The organism is Allobosea sp. 10N428 (assembly GCF_056394545.1).
This window is the reverse complement of sequence record NZ_JBFTIC010000003.1, coordinates 586788-606992: the sequence shown is the minus strand read 5'-3', so window position 1 is coordinate 606992 and position 20205 is coordinate 586788. Positions and strand designations below refer to the sequence as shown.

At 66.5% G+C, this 20205-nt stretch carries 20 protein-coding genes; 8 read left to right on the top strand and 12 right to left on the bottom strand.

Features of this window, described 5'->3' with window-relative positions; all coding sequences use genetic code 11:
- The first annotated feature begins 1 nt into the window (after position 1).
- Positions 2-1252 carry a DUF1501 domain-containing protein gene (locus AC1DDA_RS13190; RefSeq protein WP_476796070.1) on the top strand — a complete coding sequence of 417 codons (1251 nt, stop codon included), beginning with the start codon at positions 2-4 and terminating at the stop codon, positions 1250-1252.
- Between the two features lie 153 nt (positions 1253-1405).
- Here the strand turns inward: AC1DDA_RS13190 and leuD are convergent, their stop codons facing one another.
- The 6 genes from leuD to kynA all read right to left on the bottom strand — a co-directional run bounded on the left by leuD (position 1406) and on the right by kynA (position 5417).
- Positions 1406-2008 (bottom strand): 3-isopropylmalate dehydratase small subunit, encoded by a 603-nt coding sequence (gene leuD / locus AC1DDA_RS13185; protein ID WP_476796069.1) that lies wholly within the window; start codon positions 2006-2008, stop codon positions 1406-1408.
- Between the two features lie 26 nt (positions 2009-2034).
- Entirely contained in the window at positions 2035-2481 is a 447-nt protein-coding gene (locus AC1DDA_RS13180; RefSeq protein ID WP_441512045.1) for a metallopeptidase family protein, read from the bottom strand.
- Complete coding sequence (locus tag AC1DDA_RS13175; RefSeq protein WP_476796068.1) at positions 2481-2726, bottom strand: hypothetical protein; 246 nt, start codon at positions 2724-2726, stop codon at positions 2481-2483. Before AC1DDA_RS13175 ends, AC1DDA_RS13180 begins: the two co-directional genes overlap by 1 nt.
- 23 nt (positions 2727-2749) lie before the next feature.
- Positions 2750-4168: a 3-isopropylmalate dehydratase large subunit gene (gene leuC / locus AC1DDA_RS13170; protein WP_476796067.1), complete on the bottom strand. Its 1419-nt coding sequence runs from the start codon at positions 4166-4168 to the stop codon at positions 2750-2752.
- A 114-nt stretch (positions 4169-4282) separates the two neighbouring features.
- Positions 4283-4435 carry a hypothetical protein gene (locus AC1DDA_RS13165; RefSeq protein WP_476796066.1) on the bottom strand — a complete coding sequence of 51 codons (153 nt, stop codon included), beginning with the start codon at positions 4433-4435 and terminating at the stop codon, positions 4283-4285.
- Positions 4436-4568: 133 nt separating this feature from the next.
- Positions 4569-5417, bottom strand: coding sequence for a tryptophan 2,3-dioxygenase (gene kynA, locus AC1DDA_RS13160; RefSeq protein WP_476796065.1), 849 nt, complete (start codon positions 5415-5417; stop codon positions 4569-4571).
- A gap of 100 nt (positions 5418-5517) precedes the next feature.
- On the opposite strand from kynA, the gene AC1DDA_RS13155 reads away from it, so the two are divergent.
- A complete protein-coding gene (locus AC1DDA_RS13155) occupies positions 5518-6732 on the top strand; it encodes an aminotransferase class V-fold PLP-dependent enzyme (protein WP_476796064.1) in 1215 nt (404 codons plus the stop codon).
- Between the two features lie 11 nt (positions 6733-6743).
- On the opposite strand, the gene AC1DDA_RS13150 is transcribed toward AC1DDA_RS13155, so the two are convergent.
- From AC1DDA_RS13150 to rplS, 4 genes are all read right to left on the bottom strand, one after another.
- Positions 6744-7784: an HlyD family secretion protein gene (locus AC1DDA_RS13150; RefSeq protein ID WP_476796063.1), complete on the bottom strand. Its 1041-nt coding sequence runs from the start codon at positions 7782-7784 to the stop codon at positions 6744-6746.
- 14 nt (positions 7785-7798) lie between these two features.
- Positions 7799-9424 carry an efflux MFS transporter permease gene (locus tag AC1DDA_RS13145; protein ID WP_476796062.1) on the bottom strand — a complete coding sequence of 542 codons (1626 nt, stop codon included), beginning with the start codon at positions 9422-9424 and terminating at the stop codon, positions 7799-7801.
- On the bottom strand, positions 9421-9870 hold the full coding sequence (locus AC1DDA_RS13140; protein ID WP_441512052.1) for a MarR family winged helix-turn-helix transcriptional regulator: 450 nt from the start codon (positions 9868-9870) through the stop codon (positions 9421-9423). The genes AC1DDA_RS13145 and AC1DDA_RS13140 overlap by 4 nt, the downstream gene beginning before the upstream one ends.
- A 172-nt stretch (positions 9871-10042) precedes the next feature.
- Positions 10043-10438: a 50S ribosomal protein L19 gene (gene rplS / locus AC1DDA_RS13135; RefSeq protein ID WP_441512053.1), complete on the bottom strand. Its 396-nt coding sequence runs from the start codon at positions 10436-10438 to the stop codon at positions 10043-10045.
- A gap of 206 nt (positions 10439-10644) precedes the next feature.
- On the opposite strand from rplS, the gene AC1DDA_RS13130 reads away from it, so the two are divergent.
- Entirely contained in the window at positions 10645-11433 is a 789-nt protein-coding gene (locus tag AC1DDA_RS13130) for an SDR family NAD(P)-dependent oxidoreductase (RefSeq protein WP_476796061.1), read from the top strand.
- 131 nt (positions 11434-11564) lie between these two features.
- On the opposite strand, the gene AC1DDA_RS13125 is transcribed toward AC1DDA_RS13130, so the two are convergent.
- Positions 11565-12095, bottom strand: coding sequence for a dihydrofolate reductase family protein (locus AC1DDA_RS13125; protein ID WP_476796060.1), 531 nt, complete (start codon positions 12093-12095; stop codon positions 11565-11567).
- 240 nt (positions 12096-12335) lie between these two features.
- Between AC1DDA_RS13125 and AC1DDA_RS13120 the strand changes: the two genes are divergently transcribed.
- The 4 genes from AC1DDA_RS13120 (at position 12336) to AC1DDA_RS13105 (ending at position 17505) form a co-directional block, all read left to right on the top strand.
- Positions 12336-13088 carry a bestrophin-like domain gene (locus AC1DDA_RS13120; protein ID WP_476796190.1) on the top strand — a complete coding sequence of 251 codons (753 nt, stop codon included), beginning with the start codon at positions 12336-12338 and terminating at the stop codon, positions 13086-13088.
- A 112-nt stretch (positions 13089-13200) separates the two neighbouring features.
- A complete protein-coding gene (locus AC1DDA_RS13115; RefSeq protein ID WP_476796059.1) occupies positions 13201-14214 on the top strand; it encodes a DUF1254 domain-containing protein in 1014 nt (337 codons plus the stop codon).
- 320 nt (positions 14215-14534) lie between these two features.
- Complete coding sequence (locus AC1DDA_RS13110) at positions 14535-16619, top strand: elongation factor G (RefSeq protein ID WP_441512058.1); 2085 nt, start codon at positions 14535-14537, stop codon at positions 16617-16619.
- A 169-nt stretch (positions 16620-16788) separates the two neighbouring features.
- On the top strand, positions 16789-17505 hold the full coding sequence (locus tag AC1DDA_RS13105) for a phosphoribosyltransferase (RefSeq protein WP_476796058.1): 717 nt from the start codon (positions 16789-16791) through the stop codon (positions 17503-17505).
- Here the strand turns inward: AC1DDA_RS13105 and AC1DDA_RS13100 are convergent.
- Complete coding sequence (locus tag AC1DDA_RS13100; RefSeq protein WP_476796057.1) at positions 17487-18023, bottom strand: hypothetical protein; 537 nt, start codon at positions 18021-18023, stop codon at positions 17487-17489. The genes AC1DDA_RS13105 and AC1DDA_RS13100 overlap by 19 nt on opposite strands.
- A gap of 404 nt (positions 18024-18427) precedes the next feature.
- Between AC1DDA_RS13100 and AC1DDA_RS13095 the strand changes: the two genes are divergently transcribed.
- Positions 18428-20143 (top strand): AMP-binding protein, encoded by a 1716-nt coding sequence (locus AC1DDA_RS13095; RefSeq protein WP_476796056.1) that lies wholly within the window; start codon positions 18428-18430, stop codon positions 20141-20143.
- Positions 20144-20205: the final 62 nt, after the last annotated feature.

Genomic DNA, 20205 nt, shown 5'->3' with positions numbered 1-20205 from the left:
GATGGATCACCACGACGATGACGATGATTGCGAACGGACGACGCCGTCGCGGCGCGCCGTGCTCGGCGCGGCGGGTGCACTCTTTGGCTGGTCCTTCGTGCCGAAATTCGCCTATGCGGCGCCGGGCAGCCGCGACCCGCGCTTCCTGCTGGTGGTGCTGCGCGGAGCGCTCGATGGGCTTTCGGCCGTGCCCCCGATCGGCGATCCCGACTATGCCGGCCTGCGCGAGGGCATCGCGCTGGCCAAGGACGGCCCCGAGGCGGCGCTGCCGCTCGACGGCTTCTTCTACCTGCACCCGGCGATGCCGAATCTCGCCCGGCTCTATCGTGAGGGCCGGGCGGCGATCGTCCACGCCGCCGCTACGGGCTATCGCGAGCGCTCGCATTTCGACGGTCAGGATGTGCTGGAGAGCGGGCAGCCGGGGCCGGGCCGCACTGAGAACGGCTGGCTCAACCGGCTGATCGCGAGCCTGCCGGCCGGGGAGGGCATTTCGCGCGAGGGCGTCCTCGGCGTTGGCGTCGTGCCGCCGCTGGTGGTGCGGGGGCAGGCGCCGGTGCTGGGCTGGGCGCCGCCGCGCATGGCGCGAGCGGGCGTCGATCTGACGATGCGGCTCGCCGATCTCTACGGCCAGCGCGATGCAGGCCTCGCCGCGGCGTTGCAGCAGGCGATCGAGACGGAGGGGGTGGCGCGGCGCAGCGGCATGGCTGAGCCGAAGGGCGGCGGCGGGCCTGATACGGCCGACGGCATGCGCCGGATCGCTGAAGGTGTCGCCGGGCTCGTTGGCGCCGATGACGGGCCGCGCATCGCGGCGCTGGCCTTCGAGGGATGGGACACCCATGCCAATGAAGGCGGCGCCAAAGGGCGGCTGGCCAATCTGCTTGGCAGCCTGGACGGGGCCTTCGCGGCGCTGGAGCGCGGGCTTGCGCCGGTCTGGAAGGATACGGTGGTGATGGTCGCGACCGAGTTCGGCCGCACGGCCGCCGTCAACGGGACGGTCGGAACCGACCACGGCACCGGCACTGTCGCTTTCCTCGTCGGCGGCGCGGTGAAGGGTGGCCGGATGATCGCGGACTGGCCGGGGCTCAAGTCGGAGCAGCTCTACCAGAACCGCGACCTCACGCCGACGACCGATATCCGCTCGATCGCGAAGGGCGTGGTTGCGGACCTCTTCGGGCTGTCCGGGCCGGTTCTGGCCGAGAAGGTGTTTCCCGGTACGGGGGATCTCAGGCCTATGCAGGGATTGGTGGTTTAGGCTCCTTCCTTCTCCCCTCGAGGGAGAAGGTGGCTCGGCGAAGCCGAGACGGATGAGGTGGAGCCTCGACCGAAAACAAGAAAGGGCCGCTTGCGCGACCCTTCCCTCATCCGTCTGCTTCGCAGACACCTTCTCCTCTGAGGGGAGAAGCAATCACGCCCAGGCGCGTTGCTTCAGCTTGTCCTCGAAGGCTTCGATCTTCGAGGCCTTCTCCATGGTCAGGCCGATGTCGTCGAGGCCGTTGAGCAGGCAGTGCTTGCGGAAGGGGTCGATCTCAAAGGTGATCTCGCCGCCGTCCGGCCCCTTGATCGTCTGCTTCTCGAGGTCGATGGTCAGCGTCGCGTTGGAGCCGCGCTCGGCGTCGTCGAACAGCATGTCGAGCTGCTCGGGTGTGACCATGATCGGCAGGATGCCGTTCTTGAAGCAGTTATTGTAGAAGATGTCGGCGAAGCTCGTGGAGATCACGCAGCGGATGCCGAAGTCGAGCAGCGCCCAGGGGGCGTGCTCGCGCGAGGAGCCGCAGCCGAAATTGTCGCCGGCGACGAGGATCTCCGCCTTGCGATAGGCCGGCTGGTTCAGCACGAAATCGGGATTCTCCGAACCGTCCTCCTTGTAGCGCATCTCCGAGAACAGCGCGGTGCCGAGGCCGGTGCGCTTGATCGTCTTCAGATACTGCTTCGGGATGATCATGTCGGTGTCGACATTGACCACCTTCATCGGGGCGGGTGTCGAGGTCAGCGTGGTGAAGGGCTGCATGGTTCTTGTCCTTGCGTAAGGCCGGCTCAGCCGGCCGCCTGTTCGATGGCTTCCATGTCCTCGTCGGAGAAGCCGAAATGGTGGCCGATCTCATGGACCATGACGTGGGTGACGATGGCGCCGAGGCTCTCGTCATTCTCCGCCCAGTAGTCGAGGATCGGCCTGCGATAGAGGTGGATGGTGTTGGGCATCTGGCCGGTCTGCGGCGAATAGCCCTGCTGAGGCAGGCCGACGCCGCTGAAGAGGCCGAGCAGGTCGAATGGGCTCTCCGCCTCCAGCTCCTTCAGCACGTCGTCCTCAGGGAATTCTGTTACGTTGAAGATCACATCCGAGCAGAGCGCGCGGAATTCCTCCGGCAGGCGGTCGAAGGCGGCCTGCGCCAGCACCTCGAACGCTGCCTGCGACGGCGCCTTAACGCCGTCCCAGTCGATCTCCGCTGTTGTCGTGACCCTGGCGTCCACAGCCTTGCCCATCACCAGATCTTCAATTGGTGGCCGAGCCACCAGGCCAACACGATGACGCCAAGCAGCGAGAGTGAGCGGCCGATGCGCCGGCCCCAGAGCTCGATCCTGTCGCCTTCGGGCGCGTCCGCGCCCGAGAAGTGCTGTGCCGCCCGGCCCATCGAGGAGCCGAGCAGGCTTTCGCTGTCGCGCTTGACGCGCTCGAGCGCGGCCTTGGCCTCGGCGTCGCGTGCGGTTTCGCGGGGATCGTTCGACATGATGCGTTCCCCGCTTGTCCGTCTCAGCCCAGAGTGCGCACGTCGACGAAGTGGCCGGTGAGCGCCGCTGCCGCCGCCATCGCCGGCGAGACGAGATGCGTGCGGCCGCGATAGCCCTGGCGGCCCTCGAAGTTGCGGTTCGAGGTCGAGGCGGCGCGCTGACCCGGCTTGAGCTGGTCCGGGTTCATGCCGAGGCACATCGAGCAGCCCGGCTCGCGCCATTCGAAGCCGGCGGCGAGGAAGATCTTGTCGAGGCCTTCCAGCTCCGCCTGCTGCTTCACCAGGCCGGAGCCCGGCACGATCATGGCGTAGTCCAGGCTGTCATGGATCTTCTTGCCCTCGACGATCTTCGCGACCGTGCGCAGATCCTCGATGCGGCCATTGGTGCAGGAGCCGATCCAGATCACGTCGAGCGGGATCTCGGTCATCTTCGTGCCGGCCGAGAGGCCCATATATTCCAGCGCACGCTTCTTCGAGGTGCGCTTGACCTCGTCCGCGATCAGCTCCGGATCGGGGACCGCTCCGAGCACCGAAATGACGTCCTCCGGGCTCGTGCCCCAGGAGACGATCGGCGGCAGGTTGGCCGCGTCGAGCTTCACGATGCGGTCGAAATGCGCGCCCTCGTCGGTGCGCAGCGTCTCCCAGTAACGGATGGCGGCTTCCCAGGCCTCGCCCTTCGGCGCCTTGGGGCGACCCTTGAGGTAGTCGAAGGCCTTCTGGTCGGGCGCGACCATGCCGGCGCGGGCGCCACCCTCGATCGACATGTTGCAGACCGTCATGCGGCCTTCCATCGAGAGCCCGCGGATGGCCTCGCCGGCGTACTCGATCACCGAGCCGGTGCCGCCGGCGGTGCCGATCTCGCCGATGATGGCGAGCGTGATGTCCTTGGCGCCGACGCCGGGAGCAGGCGTGCCGTCCACCTGGACGAGCATGTTCTTCGCCTTCTTCTGGATCAGCGTCTGCGTGGCCAGCACATGCTCGACCTCGGAGGTGCCGATACCATGGGCGAGCGCCCCGAAAGCACCGTGCGTCGAGGTGTGCGAGTCGCCGCAGACGATCGTGGTGCCCGGCAGGGTGAAGCCCTGCTCGGGGCCGACGATGTGGACGATGCCCTGGCGCTTGTCGAGTTCGTTGAAGTACTCGACGCCGAAGTCCCTGGCGTTCTTCGCGAGAGCCTCGACCTGGACGCGGCTTTCCTCTTCCTGGATGCCCTTGGAGCGGTCGGTCGTCTGGATGTTGTGGTCGACGACGGCGAGCGTCTTCTCCGGCGAGCGGACCTTGCGGCCGGTCATGCGCAGCCCCTCGAAGGCCTGCGGGCTCGTCACTTCATGGACGAGGTGGCGGTCGATGTAGAGCAGGCAGGTGCCGTCGTCCTGCCGGTCGATGACGTGATCGTCGAAGATCTTGTCGTAGAGGGTGYGGAGGCCTGTTGACGCAGTCATGGCTTGGTCTCGATCTTGGGAATTGTGATCTGGAAAATCGATGCATTGCCGCGCCGGTCACTCCGACGCGCTCAAATCAGTCGCCTGTCGCCGGCCGCGCGGAAGCGGCCGGTCTCAGGCGCTGGTAAGGCCCGCGGCGATGGAGGCGGTGAAGCGGCCGAAGAAGCGCCACGGCAGGCGGGCATGGTCATGCAGCGCGGCAAAATCCTGCGTCGTCGGCAGGGGCGGCAGATGGCCCTCTCCCTGCACGGCGCTGAAGCGCTGCAAATGATGCTCACACGGCGACATGGCCACTATGTAGCAGTTCCAATGAAGGTGGACAATCGATGCCGCGCAGGAGCGTCATCGCCGTGACGCAGAGGTCTGGCCTGGCATGAGAGCGGGCAGGACGGCCGGTGCGTCACAGCTCGCTGCGCAACTGCCAGAGCTCCGGGAAGAAGGAGCGCTCCAGCGCCGTCTTCAGGAATTTCACGCCGCTGGAGCCGCCGGTGCCCGGCTTGAAGCCGATGATGCGCTCGACCGTCTTCATATGGCGGAAGCGCCACTGCTGGAACTGGTCCTCAAGATCGACCAGCTCTTCGGCAAGTTCGTAGAGATCGAAATGGTGCTGCGTGTCCCGGTATATCGTCAGCCATGCGGCCTTCACCATCTCGCTCGCCGCATGCGGCACGCTCCAGTCGCGCTCGATGCAATCGGCCGGGATCGGCAGGCCGCGCCGGGCGAGCAGGCGCAGCGCCTCGTCGTAGAGGCTCGGCGCTTCCAGCAGCGCCTGCAGGTGGGCGTGGTGCTCGGCATGGTGCCGGTGCATCGCCAGCATGCGCGGGTCCTTGGCGCCGAGGCGGAATTCCAGCGCGCGATACTGATAGGACTGGAAGCCTGAGGACTGGCCGAGCGCGTCTCGGAAGGCGAGGTAGTCGGCCGGGGTCATTGTCGAGAGCACGTCCCAGGCGGTGACAAGCTGGGCCTGGATGCGCGAGACGCGCGCCAGCGACTTGAAGGCGGGCTGCAACTGATCGTCCCGGATCGCCGCGATGGCGCCGTCGAGTTCGTGCGCGGCGAGCTTCAGCCAGAGTTCCTGGACCTGGTGGATGGTGATGAAGAGCAGTTCGTCCGGAGCATCGCTCAGGGGCTTCTGGGCCGCCAACAGGAGATCGAGGCCGAGATAGGAGGCATAATCCATCCGCTCCTTGAAGTCGGCCTGCATGCCCGGCTCGATCCGGCTTTGATGATCGCCCGATCCGGTGCCCATCGCTCCGACCTCCTCGCTGCCCGCCTTGACGAAGGGAAGGCGGTCTATATTTTAAGCTTAAAGTATTTCGCCGTGTCGGCAAGGCGGGCAGGACGTGACGATGGCGATCGATCGGGCGACCCATGCTCCTGCGCGGCTCGGCCCACCACCCTTCGATCTTGCCGCGGAATTCTCACGCTTCCGGCAGAACTGGCCGGACGAGCTGCATTTCGCCGCCCATAGCCACCATTTCTGGCCGAACGTCACCCGCGAAGCGCATCTGCGCTATTGGGACGATGCCGCCCGCCTCGCAGACGGCAAATGGGAAGAGGTTCTCGGCTCCGTTTGGCCGAAACTGGCGCAAGGCGTGGCTGGGCATCTCAACCTGCCCGGCATCGACGGGCTCGTGCCGGCCAACAACACCCATGAATTCGTCAACCGGCTGCTTTCCTGTCTGCCGCGGGACCGCGTGCCGCGCATCCTGACCGATGATGCCGAATTCCATTCCTTCCGGCGGCAGATCGAACGGCTGGCGGAGGAGGGGCTGATCGCGCTCACAATCGTACCGGCCGAGCCCTTCGCCGGCCTGACGGAGCGGCTGATCGCGGCGGCGAAGGCGGGCGATCCGGACATGGTCTTCGTCAGCCAGGTGCAGTTCAATTCCGGCTATGTGCTGACCGATCTCAACGGGCTGGTCGCGGGCGTCGCCGCGCCTGGGCGCCTGGTCGTCATCGACGGCTATCATGGCTTCCTGGCGCGGCCGACCGATCTCTCGGCCATCGCCGACAAGGCCTTCTACATCGCCGGCGGCTACAAATACGCCATGGCGGGGGAGGGCGCCTGCTTCATGCACTGCCCGGCCGGCTTCGCCATGAGGCCGCGCGACACCGGCTGGTATGCCTCCTTCGGCGCGCTCTCCGGGCCGCAGGGCGGCGTCGGCTATGCCGAGACGGGCTGGCGCTTCATGGGCGCGACCTTCGATCCTTCCGGGCTCTACCGCATGGGCGCGGTGTTCGACTGGCTCGACGCGCAAGGGTTGGACGCGGCGGCGATCCACGCCCACGCCCATGCCCTTCAAGCCATCGTCGCGGAGGGGCTGGTGCGCCGGCCTTGCGGCGTGCTCGCGCCGGAGAATCTCATGCTGCCGCTGTCCGAGCCGGCGCGCGGCAATTTCCTGACCTTTCGCCATGCCGATGCGCCGCTCTGGCATGAGCGGCTGGCGCGGGCCGGGATCACCGTCGACCTGCGCGGCGACAGATTGCGCCTCGGCTTCGGCCTTTACCAGAACGCGGATGATGCGCGGCATCTGCTGGAGCGGCTGGCGACGCTGGCCTGAAGCGCACGGGATCAGCGCCGCGAGGTGTCGACGCTGACCACCACCGACATACCGGGCACCAGTTCGTCCGCAAGGGGCTGGCCCGGATCGATGACGATGCGGACGGGCACGCGCTGCGCGATCTTGATGAAGTTGCCCGTGGCGTTTTCCGCCCGGATGACGCTGAACTCCGAGCCCGCCGCCGGCGAGAAGCGCTCGATCTTGCCGGTCAGCGTGGCATGGCGCAGGGCATCGACGGTAAAGCTCACGGGTTGGCCGATCCGCATGCCCGCAAGCTGGGTTTCCTTGAAATTGGCGATGATCCAGGTCTGGGCGGGAACGAGTACCATGAGCTGCGTGCCGGCCGAGACGTATTGACCGAGCCGGGCCGAGACCTCGCCGAGGCGCCCGTCCTGCGGGGCTGTGATGCGGGTGTTGCTGAGGTCGATCTCCGCGAGATGGACCGTGGCCTCGGCACCCTCGACCGCCGCCACCAGCGACTGGCGGTTGACGATGGCGGTCTGAATATCCTGCCGCGCCACTTCGGCAGCGGCATTGCTGGCGGCGAGGGAGGCGCGGGCCTGGTCGAGCGCTTGCTGGCTCTGGTCGGTGCTGGTCTGGCTGACGACGCCGCGTTCGCGCAGCGGCTCGATGCGGCCCCAGTTCGCCTCGGCGGTGCGCAGCGCGGCCTCGGCGCTGGCGACATTCGCCACCGCGGCACGCAGCCTGGCCTCGGCGGAAGCGCGGGCTTGATCCGAATTCGCGAGCGCCGCGCGCTGGGCGGCAAGGCTGGCACGGGCCTGCTCCAGCTTCTGCGCATAGATGCGGTCGTCGATGCGCAGGAGCAGGTCTCCCTGCTTGACCGTGGCGAAGTCCTGCACCGGCACTTCGGCGACATAGCCGGCGAGCTGCGGCGCGATGACCGTAACCTGGCCGCGGACATAGGCGTTTTCGGTGGTCTCGATGGCGCTGGCGAAGGGCGGCAGCCGCCAAGCGTAGAGGATCACGGCGAGGCCGACGAGGCCGATAGCCAGGGCAACATAGGTCGAAAGGGAGCGGAAGAGGCGGGTCATGGTCGGTGCAGTGATCAGCCGGCTGCGGGGGCAGGGGCGGTGGCGGAGCGCGCCCTGAGGCGCAGGATGGCAAGATCGAGAAGGAGGCCGGCGAGGGCCATGCCGGCGAGCAGCGAGATCAGCAGAAAGGCATCGTTATAGGCAAGAACGAGGGCTTCTCGCGTAGCCTGCTGGGCAAGAAGCGTCACGCCCTCGGCCCGGGCCAGCGCAGTGTCGGTCAGGACGTGGCCGTAGCTGCCGCCGAGTTGGCCGATGCGCTGGGCGACCAGCGGATCAGACATCGCGAAATGCTCGGTCAGCACATGATAGTGGAAGCTGGTACGCAGGGTGACGAAGCTGCCGAAGATGGCCGAGCCGAGCAGGCCGCCGATGCTCTGCGTAAACAGGAAGACGGTGATGAAGCTGAGGATATAGACAGGGCCGCGCGCAATCGCGCTGCCCATGCCCTGCGCCATCGCAGTCGGCAGGTAGAGCCCCGAGCCGTAGGCGACGAGCGCCTGGCTCAAATGGATGTCATGCGGCCGGGTCAGGCTTGTGGCGCCGCTGTCGAGCCAGGCGCCCAGCGAGACGCAGGCCAGAGCCACGCCGTAGAACCAGTTCTCGCGGCCGGGCCGCAGCAGCAGCGCGCAGGTCAGCCCGCCGGCCAGGACCGCGCAGAAGATGACGGCATAGAGCGGCATGGTCTGCTCGTTCTGGATGCCGAGCGCCTGGAAGAAGTTGGAGGCGCCGACCGTCTGTTCCGCCAGTAGCACGCGCAGCAGCAGCAGCGCGCCGGCGAAGTGCAGCGTCGTCGGGCTCGTCAGCCAGCGGATGTCGATGAGCGGGCTGTCGCGATGCAGCTCGATGATCGCGGCCAGCATCAGGCAGAGGATGGCGCAGGCGACGAGCCAGCCGAGCCAGGGCGCCTCGAACCACCAGTAGATCCGGCCGAGGCTGAGCACGACGGCGATCGAGCCGAAGCCGATGGCGATGAACAGGTAGCTGACGAGATCGAGCGGGCCGATGCACTTCACCCGCGGCGGCGAGGTCAGCGGCAACGCGTAGACGAAGCCGAAGGCGAGCAGGGCCAGCCCCATCTCGAACAGGGTCAGGCCATGGAAGCCGCCGATGTCGAGCAGCCAGGGCGAGATCAGCCGCGTCACGGGTATGCCGAGCGTGGTGTTGGTGAGCGCGAGCGAGATTCCGACGGTGAGCTTCTTCGGCGGCGGCAGCGGCTCGATCATGTAGAAGAAGGCGAGGGAGGACATTGGCGCTGCTGCCATGCCGCTCATGAAGCGGACCACCACGGCCGATTGCAGATCGCGGACGAAGAGCAGGTTGAGCAGCGTCGCGAAGACGAAGCCGGCCAGGCTGATCTCGGCGAAATTGCGCAGCCCGTACTGCATCCGGATCTTGATCAGCGCGATCGAGAGCGAAACGTTCGGCGCCATGTAGGCGGCGATCAGCCAGTTGGTCTCGGCTAGGGTGGCGCCGAGCTCGCCCTGGATCTGGTAGATGTTGGTGTTGACGATGTTCTGGCCGATCTGCTGCGTCATCGCCAGCGTCACCGAAGCCAGCATGTAGGCGAGCGCGCGGGCCGGCGGCATGGTGAGGCCGAAGGGCTGGGCGGGCGGTGCGGTCGTGGTTTCCGGCGCGCTCATGGGGCGGCGCTCCGCCCGGCGGCGATATTGCGCGAGGTGCGGCGGAGCACGTCGAGCGCCGCTTCCAGTTCCTCCGGTGCGATGCCCTGCAGGATGCCGGCGCGCAGCGCGGCGAGGAAGTTCAGGATGTCCTGCGCCTGGGCGCGGGCGGTCTCGGTGAGGAAGACGCGGCGGGCGCGGCGGTCGCCTTCGACGGCGCGGCGCTCGATCATGCCGTTGCGTTCGAGGCCATCGAGGAGCCGCACCAGCGTCGGCTGCTCGATGTCGAGCAGGCCGGCGAGATCGGACTGGATCGGTCCGTCCTCCTTGGCGAGCTCCATCAGCAGCCGGGCGCGCGAGAGCGTCAGCCCCATGTCGCGTGCGCGCTCGTCGACCAGAGCCCTCAGCTTCCGGTTGACGGCGGCAAGCTCGGCGGTGAAGGCGGCCTGAAGTGGGGAGAGGTCCATGATGTTGATATAAATAGCATGCTAATGATTGTCTTACTTATAGCCGACATAGATGCATATCAAATGAGGATTTTGCGGTTCGATATGCGTTTTTGGAATGAATAGATATTGGGCAATAAAAAACGCGGCCCCGAAGGACCGCGTTTCGAACTCTCTGCGCTGAAGCTGCGGCTTACTTGCCGGCCGCCTTCGAGCCCTTGGCAGGCCTGGCCTCGACGCGCTCGGCGATGCGGGCCGACTTGCCGCGGCGATCGCGCAGGTAATAGAGCTTGGCGCGGCGCACCTTGCCCTTGCGGATGACCTTGATCGAGTCGAGGTTCGGCGAGAACAGCGGGAAGACGCGCTCGACGCCCTCGCCATAGGAAATCTTGCGGACGGTGAAGCTCTGGTTGAGCCCGCCGCCGTTGCGGGCGATCACGACGCCTTCATAGGCCTGGACGCGGCTGCGCTCGCCTTCCTTGACCTTGACGTTGACCTGCACGGTGTCGCCGGGCTGGAACGGCGGGATCTCGCGACCTTCGCTCAGCTTGGCAATCTGCTCCTGATCGAGCTGTTCGATGATGTTCATGGGTCTCTCCATGGCCGTTTCGCGTGTGGACACGCGGGCGTTACGGCTCGCTGTTTTCAGTTGAGTGCGGGGCCTTACAGGAACCTGGCGGGTTTGTCGAGCGGCAATGCCGGCAAAGCGCGTTGGCGCCGAACCGCTTGTTGGCGATCCATGCGGCATGCTTAGCCTTGCCCGGACCGAGACGCCACACCGACCGGACGCAGGCCATGACAGACCAAGCCATCAAGATCGCCCTTGTGACAGGTGCTGCGCGCGGCATCGGGCTTGCCACTGCCAAGCGATTTCTCGCTGAGGGCTGGCAGGTCGGTCTGCTCGATATCGACGGGGCAGGGCTCGAGCGGGCGGCAGCCGAGATCTCGCAGCCGGAGCGGACGCTGGTGCTGACCTGCGACGTCGCCGACCCGGCACAGCTCGAATCGGCCTTCGCCGGGCTCGCCAAGCGCTTCGGGCGGCTCGACGCGCTCGTCAACAATGCCGGCACGGCGGTGTTCAAGCCGCTGCTGGAGACGACCTATGAGGAGTGGCAGCGGGTGCTTGCGGTCAATCTCACCGGCCCGTTCCTGGCGACACAGCTCGCCGCGCCGCTGATGGCCGACAATGGCGGCGGCGCCATCGTCAACATCACCTCGATCTCGGGCCTGCGCGCCTCGACGCTGCGCGTGGCCTACGGCACCTCGAAGGCGGCGCTGGCGCATCTGACCAAGCAGCAGGCGGCGGAGCTCGCGGGCCTGGGGATCCGCGTCAACGCGGTCGCGCCGGGGCCGGTGGAGACGGCGATGGCCAAGGCAGTGCACAGCCCCGAGATCCGCGCCGATTATCGCGATGCGATTCCGCTCGGCCGCTACGGGCTGGAGGAGGAACTGGCCGAGTCGATCTTCTTCCTGTGCTCGGAGCGCGCGAGCTACATCACTGGCCAGGTTCTGGCGGTCGATGGCGGCTTCGACGCCGCCGGCATCGGGCTGGCGACGCTGCGCGGGGAGAGGCGGAACCTCTAGGGGCGGGGGGGCGATCTGGTCGGCATTTCGGAGCGGCCCGAGAGCTTGCATGGGCGCCGCCGCGAAGGCGAGGACCCGCGCTGCCTTTCGCCCGGCGGACCTGACCTGTCGGCGCAGTCCGCTTTGCGCGATCAGGCGGGGACGTATGTCAACCTGATCGTGTCCTCGCCCACCTGATCGCTGGCTAAAAGGCGGAGCGGCGGCCGGGCGCCTGCGAAGAATGGCGTGCCCTGACCCAGCACGACCGGGTGGAAGTAGAGTCGATACTCATCGACGAGACCAAGGTCGGTCAGGGTCCGGGCCAGATCCGGTCCGGCGACTGCAATCTCTCCAACAAGTCGAGCTTTCAGCCCGCGGACCACTGCCTCGAGGCCATGCTCGACAAGTGTCGCGTTCGGGCCGACGGACTTCAGCGAGCGTGACACGACCCATTTCGGTTGGCTTCGCCACGCCGCCGCGAATTCGCGCCGCGCCGCGTCCCACTCAGGATCGTCTTCATCCCAATAGCGCATGATCTCGTACATGCGGCGACCGTACACACTGCCGGCCAGGTCGCGTACGTGCTCTGTCCAGTGGCGGAAGAGCGCTGGACCTGTCTCCATTTTCAGGTGGTCGACATAGCCGTCCAGCGACTGGTTCATTCCGAAGACGAGTTTCGCCATTCTGCCAACTCCATCCCAGCTTCTCGGGCTTAGCGTGAACTCCCGTGGCGCGGAAGTGAAGTTGGCCGCGATCTGCGCGCCGCCTCGCGGGCGCAGTCGATAATCGGAGAGCTTGGGCTCACGATCCAGGTTGAATCGAGGGGATTGTCAGGAGCCTGCCGCGTCCTCCAAATGTTCGGGTCTAGGCTGTTCCGGGGACACTGGAACCGTTGCCACGCTGATGTGAGAGGCTGGTCCGCGATGGAACCGTTCACGATTGGCATTCTCGCGTTCTTCGTCATCTTCGGCGCGGCCCTGCTCGGCATGTTCGTGAAGAACCGGCTTCCCGAGCACCATCTCACCCCTGACTCGAGAGATGCCATCAAGCTGGCCACGGCGATCATCGGAACGCTCTCGGCGCTGGCGCTCGGTCTGCTGATCGCTTCGGCCAAGCGCTCTTTCGACGATGCGGGGGCCGAGCTGAGGGCGACCGCGGCGCGCATCCTGGTACTGGACCGGGTCCTGGATCATTACGGACCGGAAACCGCCGAGATGCGCCAGTTGCTCCGCAAGCTTGTGGAGCAGCGCAGGCTCGAGATCGACAGCAGCATATTGAACGGCGACTCGCTCAATGACGGGCTGGACGTCGAGCCGATTCAGGATCGCCTGCGGGACTTGGTCCCGAATACGGATGGGCAGCGCTGGCTTCAGTCGCGGGCACTCCAGCTGACGGGGCAGGTCGCGGAGACGCGATGGTCGCGGCCGGAAACCGAGGCCGGAGGATTTCCGAGCGTTTTCATCGTCTTCATCGTGTTCTGGCTGGCGCTCCTCTTCGTTTCCTTCGGATTGCTTACGCCGGGAAACGCGACTGTGACCGTCTTCCTTCTCGTGTCGGCGATATCCGTCGCGGGGGCGCTGGTCCTCATCATCGATATGGACCATCCGTATCTCGGCTACATCCGTGTCTCCGATGCGCCTCTGAGGTTGGTCTTGGAGCGGCTTGGCAGGCCCTGACATTCGTATCGGCGGCTCTGTCTCCCCAATCCCGCTTCGCGCCGTTCCGGCTGTCAGCGATTGACGCTGCTCAGATGAGGACGCAGGCTCGCAGAAACCCGGGAGGAAGGCCATGATGCGTGCGTCGATGATCGTCTTTTCTCTGCTCGGCGGCCTTTCGGCGGCATCGGCGCAGAGCGCCGCTCCTGTTACCGTCGACAACTTCATCCGCGCCGAGTCCGACACCTACATCGCCAATCTCGCCCAGGAGAGCGGTGGGCTCGGCAGGCTCCTTCATCGACGCGAGCCCGCCTCGGTCGATGAGCAGACCGTCATCCGGCTGAACCGCGACACCCTCTACTCGTCGGCCGTGTTCGACCTGGATGCCGGGCCCGTGACGGTGACATTGCCGGATGCGGGGCAGCGTTTCATGTCGCTGATGTCCGTCAGCCAGGATCACTATGCCGCGACGGTCTATGGCGCGGGCACCCACCGTTTCACCCGCGACAAGGTCGGGACCCGCTATGTTCTGCTGGGTGTCCGCACCTTCGTGAATCCGAACGATCCCGAAGATGTTAGCAAGGTTCACGCGCTGCAGGACGCGATCAAGGTCAGTCAAAAGAACAGCGGCAAGCTGGAGTTGCCGCGCTGGGATACCGGGAGCCAGAAAAAGGTGCGCGACGCCCTGCTGGTCCTGGGGTCGACAATAAGCAGTTTCGACGGAGCATTCGGCTCCAAGGCGGAGGTCGATCCGGTGCGTCACCTCCTGGGCACGGCCGGAGGATGGGGAGGCAACCCCGAAAAGGATGCGAAATATCTGAGCGTGACGCCCGCGAAGAATGACGGCAGCACCGTCTACAAGCTCAACGTCAGAAACGTGCCGGTGAACGCGTTCTGGTCGGTCAGCGTCTACAACGCGCAGGGATATTTCGAGAAGAACCCCTACAATGCCTATTCGCTGAACAGCATCACCGCAAACAAGAGCGGCGACGGCACCTCCCTGATCCAGTTCGGTGGTTGCGACGGCAAGATTCCGAACTGCCTGCCGATCATGAAGGGATGGAATTACACGGTGCGGCTCTATCGGCCGCGAGCAGAAATCCTGTCCGGCAAGTGGACGTTCCCCGAGCCGCAACCCGTCAACTAGCGCTTACAGGCGTTTGCTGAGCAAAAGGCGCAACGGTCAGCGCAAGCCACACCGTATTGGACCGAGCGCGCCTTGCTGTCAGGGCCAGGAAAAGGAGCGCTGATGCGTGCCGCTGCAGTGCAGCGGACAAATCCCTTGCACCTGCTCCAGAACGGCGCGAACCTTCCCCGACATGCCTCTTCGACGGCCGCCCGGCCTGCTCGGGCCGGTGCGACCGCCGCCCGACCGGCGCCTCCGGGCTTCCCGCCGCGCCGGCCGCCATCCGCGCCGATGATGGGCTTGACCTTTCGTCCTCGCGGTCCAACCCGAAGGAGGACGTCATGGCAGCACAAAACGGCAGAGGAGACACCGCCGGCGGCACCAGGCGGGCGGGGCCGCGATGCATCGCGATCGTCGGCCCCTTCCAGAGCGGCAAGACCACCTTGCTGGAAAGCATCCTGATGCGCTGTGGCGCACTTTCGCGCACGGGCTCGGTCAAGAACGGCAATACGGTGGGTGATGCGGCGCCCGAGGCGCGTGCGCATCAGATGAGCACGGAACCCAGTGTCGCGACGGTCGAATTCCTCGGCGACACCTTTCATTTTGTCGACTGTCCCGGCTCGGTCGAGTTCCTGCACGAGATGCGCCACGTGTTGCCGGCGGTCGATGCCGCCGTCGTCGTCTGCGAGGCGGATGACCGCAAGGCGCCGGCACTGGAACTCGTGCTGCGCGAACTCGAGGAGGCCGACATCCCGCGCTTTCTCTTCCTCAACAAGATCGACTCGGCCTCGCGCCGGGTCCGCGAGACGCTCGGCATTCTGCAGCGCGCTTCGCGGACGCCGCTGCTGCTGCGCCAGATCCCGATCTGGAAGAACGGCATCGCCGTCGGCTTCATCGATCTCGCGCTGGAGCGGGCCTTCATCTACCGCGAGCACGCGCCGAGCGAGATCGTGCCGCTGGCGGTGGATGAGAACGGCCGGGAGAAGGAGGCGCGCTTCTCCATGCTCGAGCGCCTCGCCGACTATGACGACGAGCTGATGGAGGAATTGCTCGGCGACATGGAGCCGCCGCGCGACCGCATCTTCGATGATCTCGCCCGCGAATTGCAGCATCGCCATGTCGTGCCGGTGCTGATCGGCGCGGCCGAGCGCGGCAATGGCGTGACGCGGCTGCTCAAGGCACTCAGGCACGAGGCGCCGGGGCTCGCCGAGACACGCGGGCGCGCCGGAATCCTGGCAGAAGGACCGCCGCTCGCTCAGGTGATGAAGACCTGGCATTCGAGCCAGGGCGGTAAGCTCTCGCTGGCGCGGGTGATGCGCGGCCGGCTGGCGGAAGGCGACGTCGTAACCTCGTCGGGTGGGGTCGAGGCTCGCATCGCCGGCGTGCTGGCGCTGAAGGGCGCGGAGCAGAGCCGCAAGCCGGCGGCCGAGGAGGGCGAGGTCGCGGCCTTCGCCAAGCTGGAAGGCATCGGCACGGGCGAAGCCTTCATGCTCGGCAAGCAGCGGGCGAGTGTCGTCAGCGCGATCGCGCCGCCGGAGGCCGTGCACGCCGTCGCGATCTCCGTGAAGGACCGCAAGGACGATGTCCGGCTGGCGGCGGCGCTGCAGCGGCTGACGGAGGAGGACACTGCGCTTTCGGTCATGCAGATCCCCGAGCTGGGTGAGACACGCCTGACGGGCCAAGGAGAAATGCATCTGCGCGTCGCGCTCGAGAAGCTTGCCGGCCGCTACGGCGTGACTGTCGCGGGCCGTGCGCCCCAGGTCGGCTATCGCGAGAGCATCCGCGGCCACGCCGGGGCGCGCGGCCGGCATCGCAAGCAGAGCGGGGGCCATGGCCAATATGGCGATGTCGTGATCGATGTCGCGCCGCTGCCGCGCGGGGACGGCATTCGCTTCGTCGACAAGATCACCGGCGGGGTCGTGCCGCGCCAGTATATCGGTTCGGTCGAGGCCGGGATGCGCGACTTCTGCGAGAAGGGGCCGCTCGGCTTCCCGATCGTCGATATCGAGGTCACGCTGACCGACGGCTCCTACCATACGGTGGATTCGTCGGACATGGCATTCAGGCAGGCTGCGCGGCTGGCGATGAGCGAGGCGATGCCACAGGCGAAACCCGTTCTGCTCGAGCCGGTCCTGTCGGTCGATGTCGTGATTCCGTCGGAAGCGATGTCGCGCGCATCGGCGTTGATCTCGTCGCGGCGCGGCCAGATCCTGGGCTATGATACACGGCCTGGCTGGCGCGGTTGGGACCAGATCAAGGCGCTGGTGCCGGAGGCCGAGATGCCCGGCCTGATCGTCGAGTTGCGCTCGGCAACCTCGGGCGTCGGCTCGTTCAATGCACGCTTCGACCATCTGGCGGAGCTCGCCGGGAAGTCTGCGGAGGCGGTCGTCTCCGCGCAGGCCCTGGCCTCCGCCCAGGGCCGCTGACGGACTGCTTGTGGTTCATCCCCGCCCGGTGACCGGGAGGGGGCTCTGGAAGACTCGTCCACACGGCCTCGCGCGACCACCGCCTGCGGCGGTTGCTTGCGTCTGAGAAACGCGCGCGGAACACAATCCCGAAAGGCGATGCTTGCAAGCACATGAAGAGGCCGGACACGTGGCCACCGTCTTCTCCGATCGCCGTGCCGCCGGCCGAAAGCTGGCGAGCAGGCTTCGCCGGTATCGCGAGAGGGGCGATGTTGTCGTCCTGGCGTTGCCGCGGGGCGGCGTACCCGTCGGCTTCGAGGTCGCGCGGGCCTTGAAGGCCCCGCTCGACGTTCTCGTCGTGCGCAAGCTCGGCGTTCCCGGAGATGAAGAAATGGCTATGGGCGCGATCGCCACGACCGGGGCACGCGTCCTGAACCGGGAGGTCATCGCCGCGCTCGGCATCGCTCAGGACGTCCTCGACAGGGTGACCGCGAAAGAGGAGCAGGAGCTGCTTCGCCGCGAGCGTCTCTACAGGGGCGGCCGCGCGCCGCTCTCTCTGGAGGGGCAGACCGTCATCATCGTCGATGACGGTCTGGCTACGGGCGCGACGATGCGAGCCGCGGTGATGGCGCTGCGAGACAAGCATCCCGCCGGCATCGTGGTCGCGGTGCCGGTCGGCAGCCGGGAGATTTGCCAAGCAATGAACGCCGTCGCCGACGAGGTGGTGTGCGCGACGATGCCGCATTACTTCCTGGGCGTCGGCAGCTGGTACTCGGACTTCTCGCAAACCGGCGACGACGAGGTTCGCGGCCTGCTGGACGAGGCCAGCAGGTTGCGGCCCGGGCCGGGCGATCAGGGCGATGGCGGCGCGGCTCCGGACGGTTCCGGTCACGCCGACGGCGGATAGGGGGCGGTCTGCTCGTCGAAGCGGGTCCAGCCTTCTCGACGGTATTCGGCGCGGCGCAGCTCGGCATCGATCGGGCCGGCCCCTTGCATGATCTTCTCGATGGCCGGAGCGTGGCTGTCGCTGGTGCGGACCACGACGACTGCTCCGCCGCGGCGGATGGTCTCTGCCAGATAATGGGCCTCGTCATCGCCAAAACCGGCGCCGGCCATGGCACCGATCAGAGTGCGGGCCGTGGCGCCGGAACTCGTCCCGACAGCGAGCGTGCCGAAAATCCAGCCGGCGGCCAGGACCGGGCCTACTCCGGGAACCGGCATCGCAGCCAGCCGCGCCAGCAGGCCGGCACCGCCGCCAACCGCGCCGCCGACTTCGGCGCCAACCGCCGCGTCGTCCGCGAAGGTCGCCGTTTGATAGCCGATGATGCTGATATCCTCCGAAGAGAGCCCGGCCACTTCGAGCCGGGTTACCGCCGTCTCGGCATCTGCATGGTGCTCGTAGGAACGTGTGACTGTCCGTGACATGAAGCATCCTCCCTCGACGGGAAGCCCCTTGGCACGAACGGGCTAGAATCGACCTTGTTCCCTGCTCGGAGGCCTTCGGAAGGGATGTTTCCGAAGGCAGCCGATCGATCGCGACGAAGGGCCGCGATCCTCGCCAGGACTTCTCCGGCTGGCAGGAGCGTCAAGTCGTCGCGGTAATGAACCCGGTTTCGCCGTCCCTGCGAGCCCCGCATCCGGCCGCGCTTGCGGTTTCGCTTGCCTTCACGGTGTTCGGACAGTTTATATGTGAACGTTATGCTGAACGGAGCAACCGGCGCTTGCGCCTTGGTTCGCCGTTCCGCACTCTAAGACGATAACTGTCCAACGATGTCGACAAGGCGCGGAACCCTGCGATGACGGGTAACCGCGCGACACGGGAGGGAATGATGAAGGCGATCGACGCCGCGCAGGCCAGGCACGAGGCGCGCCCGTGGCTTGCGCAGTATCCGCCCGCGGTGCCGGCGGAGCTGGACGAAGCCAAGATCGGGACGCTGGTCGATCTGATCCGCTCGTCCTGCGCGCGCTTTGCCGACAGGCAGGCCTTCGAGAGCTTCGGCAAGACGATCACCTTCGCGGAAACCTTGCGTGCGGCTGAGGCCTTCGCCGGGTGGCTGCAGGCGAAGGGGCTGAAGAAGGGCGATCGTGTCGCGCTGATGATGCCGAACATCCTCTCCTATCCGGCCGCGATCTTCGGCACGCTCCTCGGCGGTTTCGCCGTCGTGAACATCAATCCGCTCTACACGGCGCGCGAGCTGACCCACCAGGTCAACGATGCCGGCGCGCGCGTGCTCGTGGTGATCGAGAATTTCGCGCATGTCGTCGAGGAGGCGAAGCCGAACCTGAAGCTCGATGCCATCGTGACCGCGACGGCCGGCGACCTGATGGGTTTCAAGGGCAGGATCGTCAATTTCGTCGCGCGCCGGATCAAGAAGGTCGTCAAGCCGTTCAACCTGCCCGGCTCGGTGCCGCTGCAACGGATCCTGCACGGCGGCGGAGGGATGACGCCCGTCACGGTGACGCCGGAGGATGTCGCCTTCCTGCAGTATACGGGGGGGACCACCGGCGTCGCCAAGGGCGCGACGCTGACCCATCGCAACGTCGCGGCGAACGTCCAGCAGGCGGGGCTGTGGCTCGAATGGGTGCTGGAATCGCCGCAGGGCCGCAGCGACTACCAGCACGTCATGGTCACCGCGCTCCCGCTCTACCACATCTTCGCGCTGACCTGCTGCTGCCTGTTCTTGCTGCGGATCGGCGCCAAGAGCCTGCTGATCGCCAATCCGCGCGACATTCCGGGCTTCGTCAGAACGCTGAAATCAAGCCGCTTCACGCTGATTTCCGGCGTCAACACGCTTTACAACGCGCTCGCCAACCACCCCGATCTCAAGAACGTCGATTTCTCCGAGCTGCGCTTCGCCGTCGCCGGCGGCATGGCGACGCAGGCCGCGGTCGCCAAGCAGTGGAAGGCCGTGACCGGGCGCCCGATCATCGAGGGCTACGGGCTGTCCGAAACCTCGCCGGTCGCGACGATCAACCGGCCGGACATCCAGGAGTTCACCGGCACCATTGGCTATCCGATCCCCTCGACCGAGATCGCTATCCGCGATGCCGAGGGCCACGACATGCCGCTGGGCGAATCCGGCGAGATCTGCATCCGCGGGCCGCAGGTGATGGCGGGTTACTGGAACCGCCCGGACGAGACGGCAAGGGCGATGACGGCGGACGGCTTCTTTCGCAGCGGCGATATCGGCGTGATGCTGCCGGACGGGCAGGTCAAGATCGTCGACCGCATGAAGGACATGGTGCTGGTCTCAGGCTTCAACGTCTATCCGAACGAGGTCGAGGATGTTCTGGCCGCGCATCCCGGCGTGCTGGAGTCGGCCGTGATCGGCCTGCCGGACGAGCATTCAGGCGAGGCGGTGACCGCCTTTGTCGTCCGCAAGGACCCGACACTCACTGCTGAGGAGTTGCGCGCCTACTGCAAGGAGAACCTGACCGGCTACAAGGTGCCCAAGCAGATCTTCTTCCGGGAAACCCTGCCAAAAACGAATGTTGGCAAGGTGTTACGCCGCGCGCTGCGCGAGGAGGTCGTCGCCAAGGGCTGACGGAACGCAGCCGCGCGGTCGACAGCCCGGGCAGCAACGTGTCTTCTGTGCGGGTTCGCGGG

Excerpts from the sequence above, each read along its gene's own strand:
- AC1DDA_RS13115 (WP_476796059.1), top strand. The coding sequence starts at position 13,201 with ATGATGCGTGCGTCGATGATCGTCTTTTCTCTGCTCGGCGGCCTTTCG.
- AC1DDA_RS13140 (WP_441512052.1), bottom strand. The coding sequence starts at position 9,870 with ATGGACCTCTCCCCACTTCAGGCCGCCTTCACCGCCGAGCTTGCCGCC.
- AC1DDA_RS13120 (WP_476796190.1), top strand. The coding sequence starts at position 12,336 with ATGGAACCGTTCACGATTGGCATTCTCGCGTTCTTCGTCATCTTCGGC.
- AC1DDA_RS13180 (WP_441512045.1), bottom strand. The coding sequence starts at position 2,481 with ATGGGCAAGGCTGTGGACGCCAGGGTCACGACAACAGCGGAGATCGAC.
- AC1DDA_RS13175 (WP_476796068.1), bottom strand. The coding sequence starts at position 2,726 with ATGTCGAACGATCCCCGCGAAACCGCACGCGACGCCGAGGCCAAGGCC.
- AC1DDA_RS13100 (WP_476796057.1), bottom strand. The coding sequence starts at position 18,023 with ATGTCACGGACAGTCACACGTTCCTACGAGCACCATGCAGATGCCGAG.
- AC1DDA_RS13125 (WP_476796060.1), bottom strand. The coding sequence starts at position 12,095 with ATGGCGAAACTCGTCTTCGGAATGAACCAGTCGCTGGACGGCTATGTC.
- AC1DDA_RS13130 (WP_476796061.1), top strand. The coding sequence starts at position 10,645 with ATGACAGACCAAGCCATCAAGATCGCCCTTGTGACAGGTGCTGCGCGC.
- leuD (WP_476796069.1), bottom strand. The coding sequence starts at position 2,008 with ATGCAGCCCTTCACCACGCTGACCTCGACACCCGCCCCGATGAAGGTG.
- AC1DDA_RS13190 (WP_476796070.1), top strand. The coding sequence starts at position 2 with ATGGATCACCACGACGATGACGATGATTGCGAACGGACGACGCCGTCG.
- kynA (WP_476796065.1), bottom strand. The coding sequence starts at position 5,417 with ATGGGCACCGGATCGGGCGATCATCAAAGCCGGATCGAGCCGGGCATG.
- AC1DDA_RS13110 (WP_441512058.1), top strand. The coding sequence starts at position 14,535 with ATGGCAGCACAAAACGGCAGAGGAGACACCGCCGGCGGCACCAGGCGG.
- AC1DDA_RS13145 (WP_476796062.1), bottom strand. The coding sequence starts at position 9,424 with ATGAGCGCGCCGGAAACCACGACCGCACCGCCCGCCCAGCCCTTCGGC.
- AC1DDA_RS13150 (WP_476796063.1), bottom strand. The coding sequence starts at position 7,784 with ATGACCCGCCTCTTCCGCTCCCTTTCGACCTATGTTGCCCTGGCTATC.
- AC1DDA_RS13095 (WP_476796056.1), top strand. The coding sequence starts at position 18,428 with ATGAAGGCGATCGACGCCGCGCAGGCCAGGCACGAGGCGCGCCCGTGG.
- rplS (WP_441512053.1), bottom strand. The coding sequence starts at position 10,438 with ATGAACATCATCGAACAGCTCGATCAGGAGCAGATTGCCAAGCTGAGC.
- AC1DDA_RS13155 (WP_476796064.1), top strand. The coding sequence starts at position 5,518 with ATGGCGATCGATCGGGCGACCCATGCTCCTGCGCGGCTCGGCCCACCA.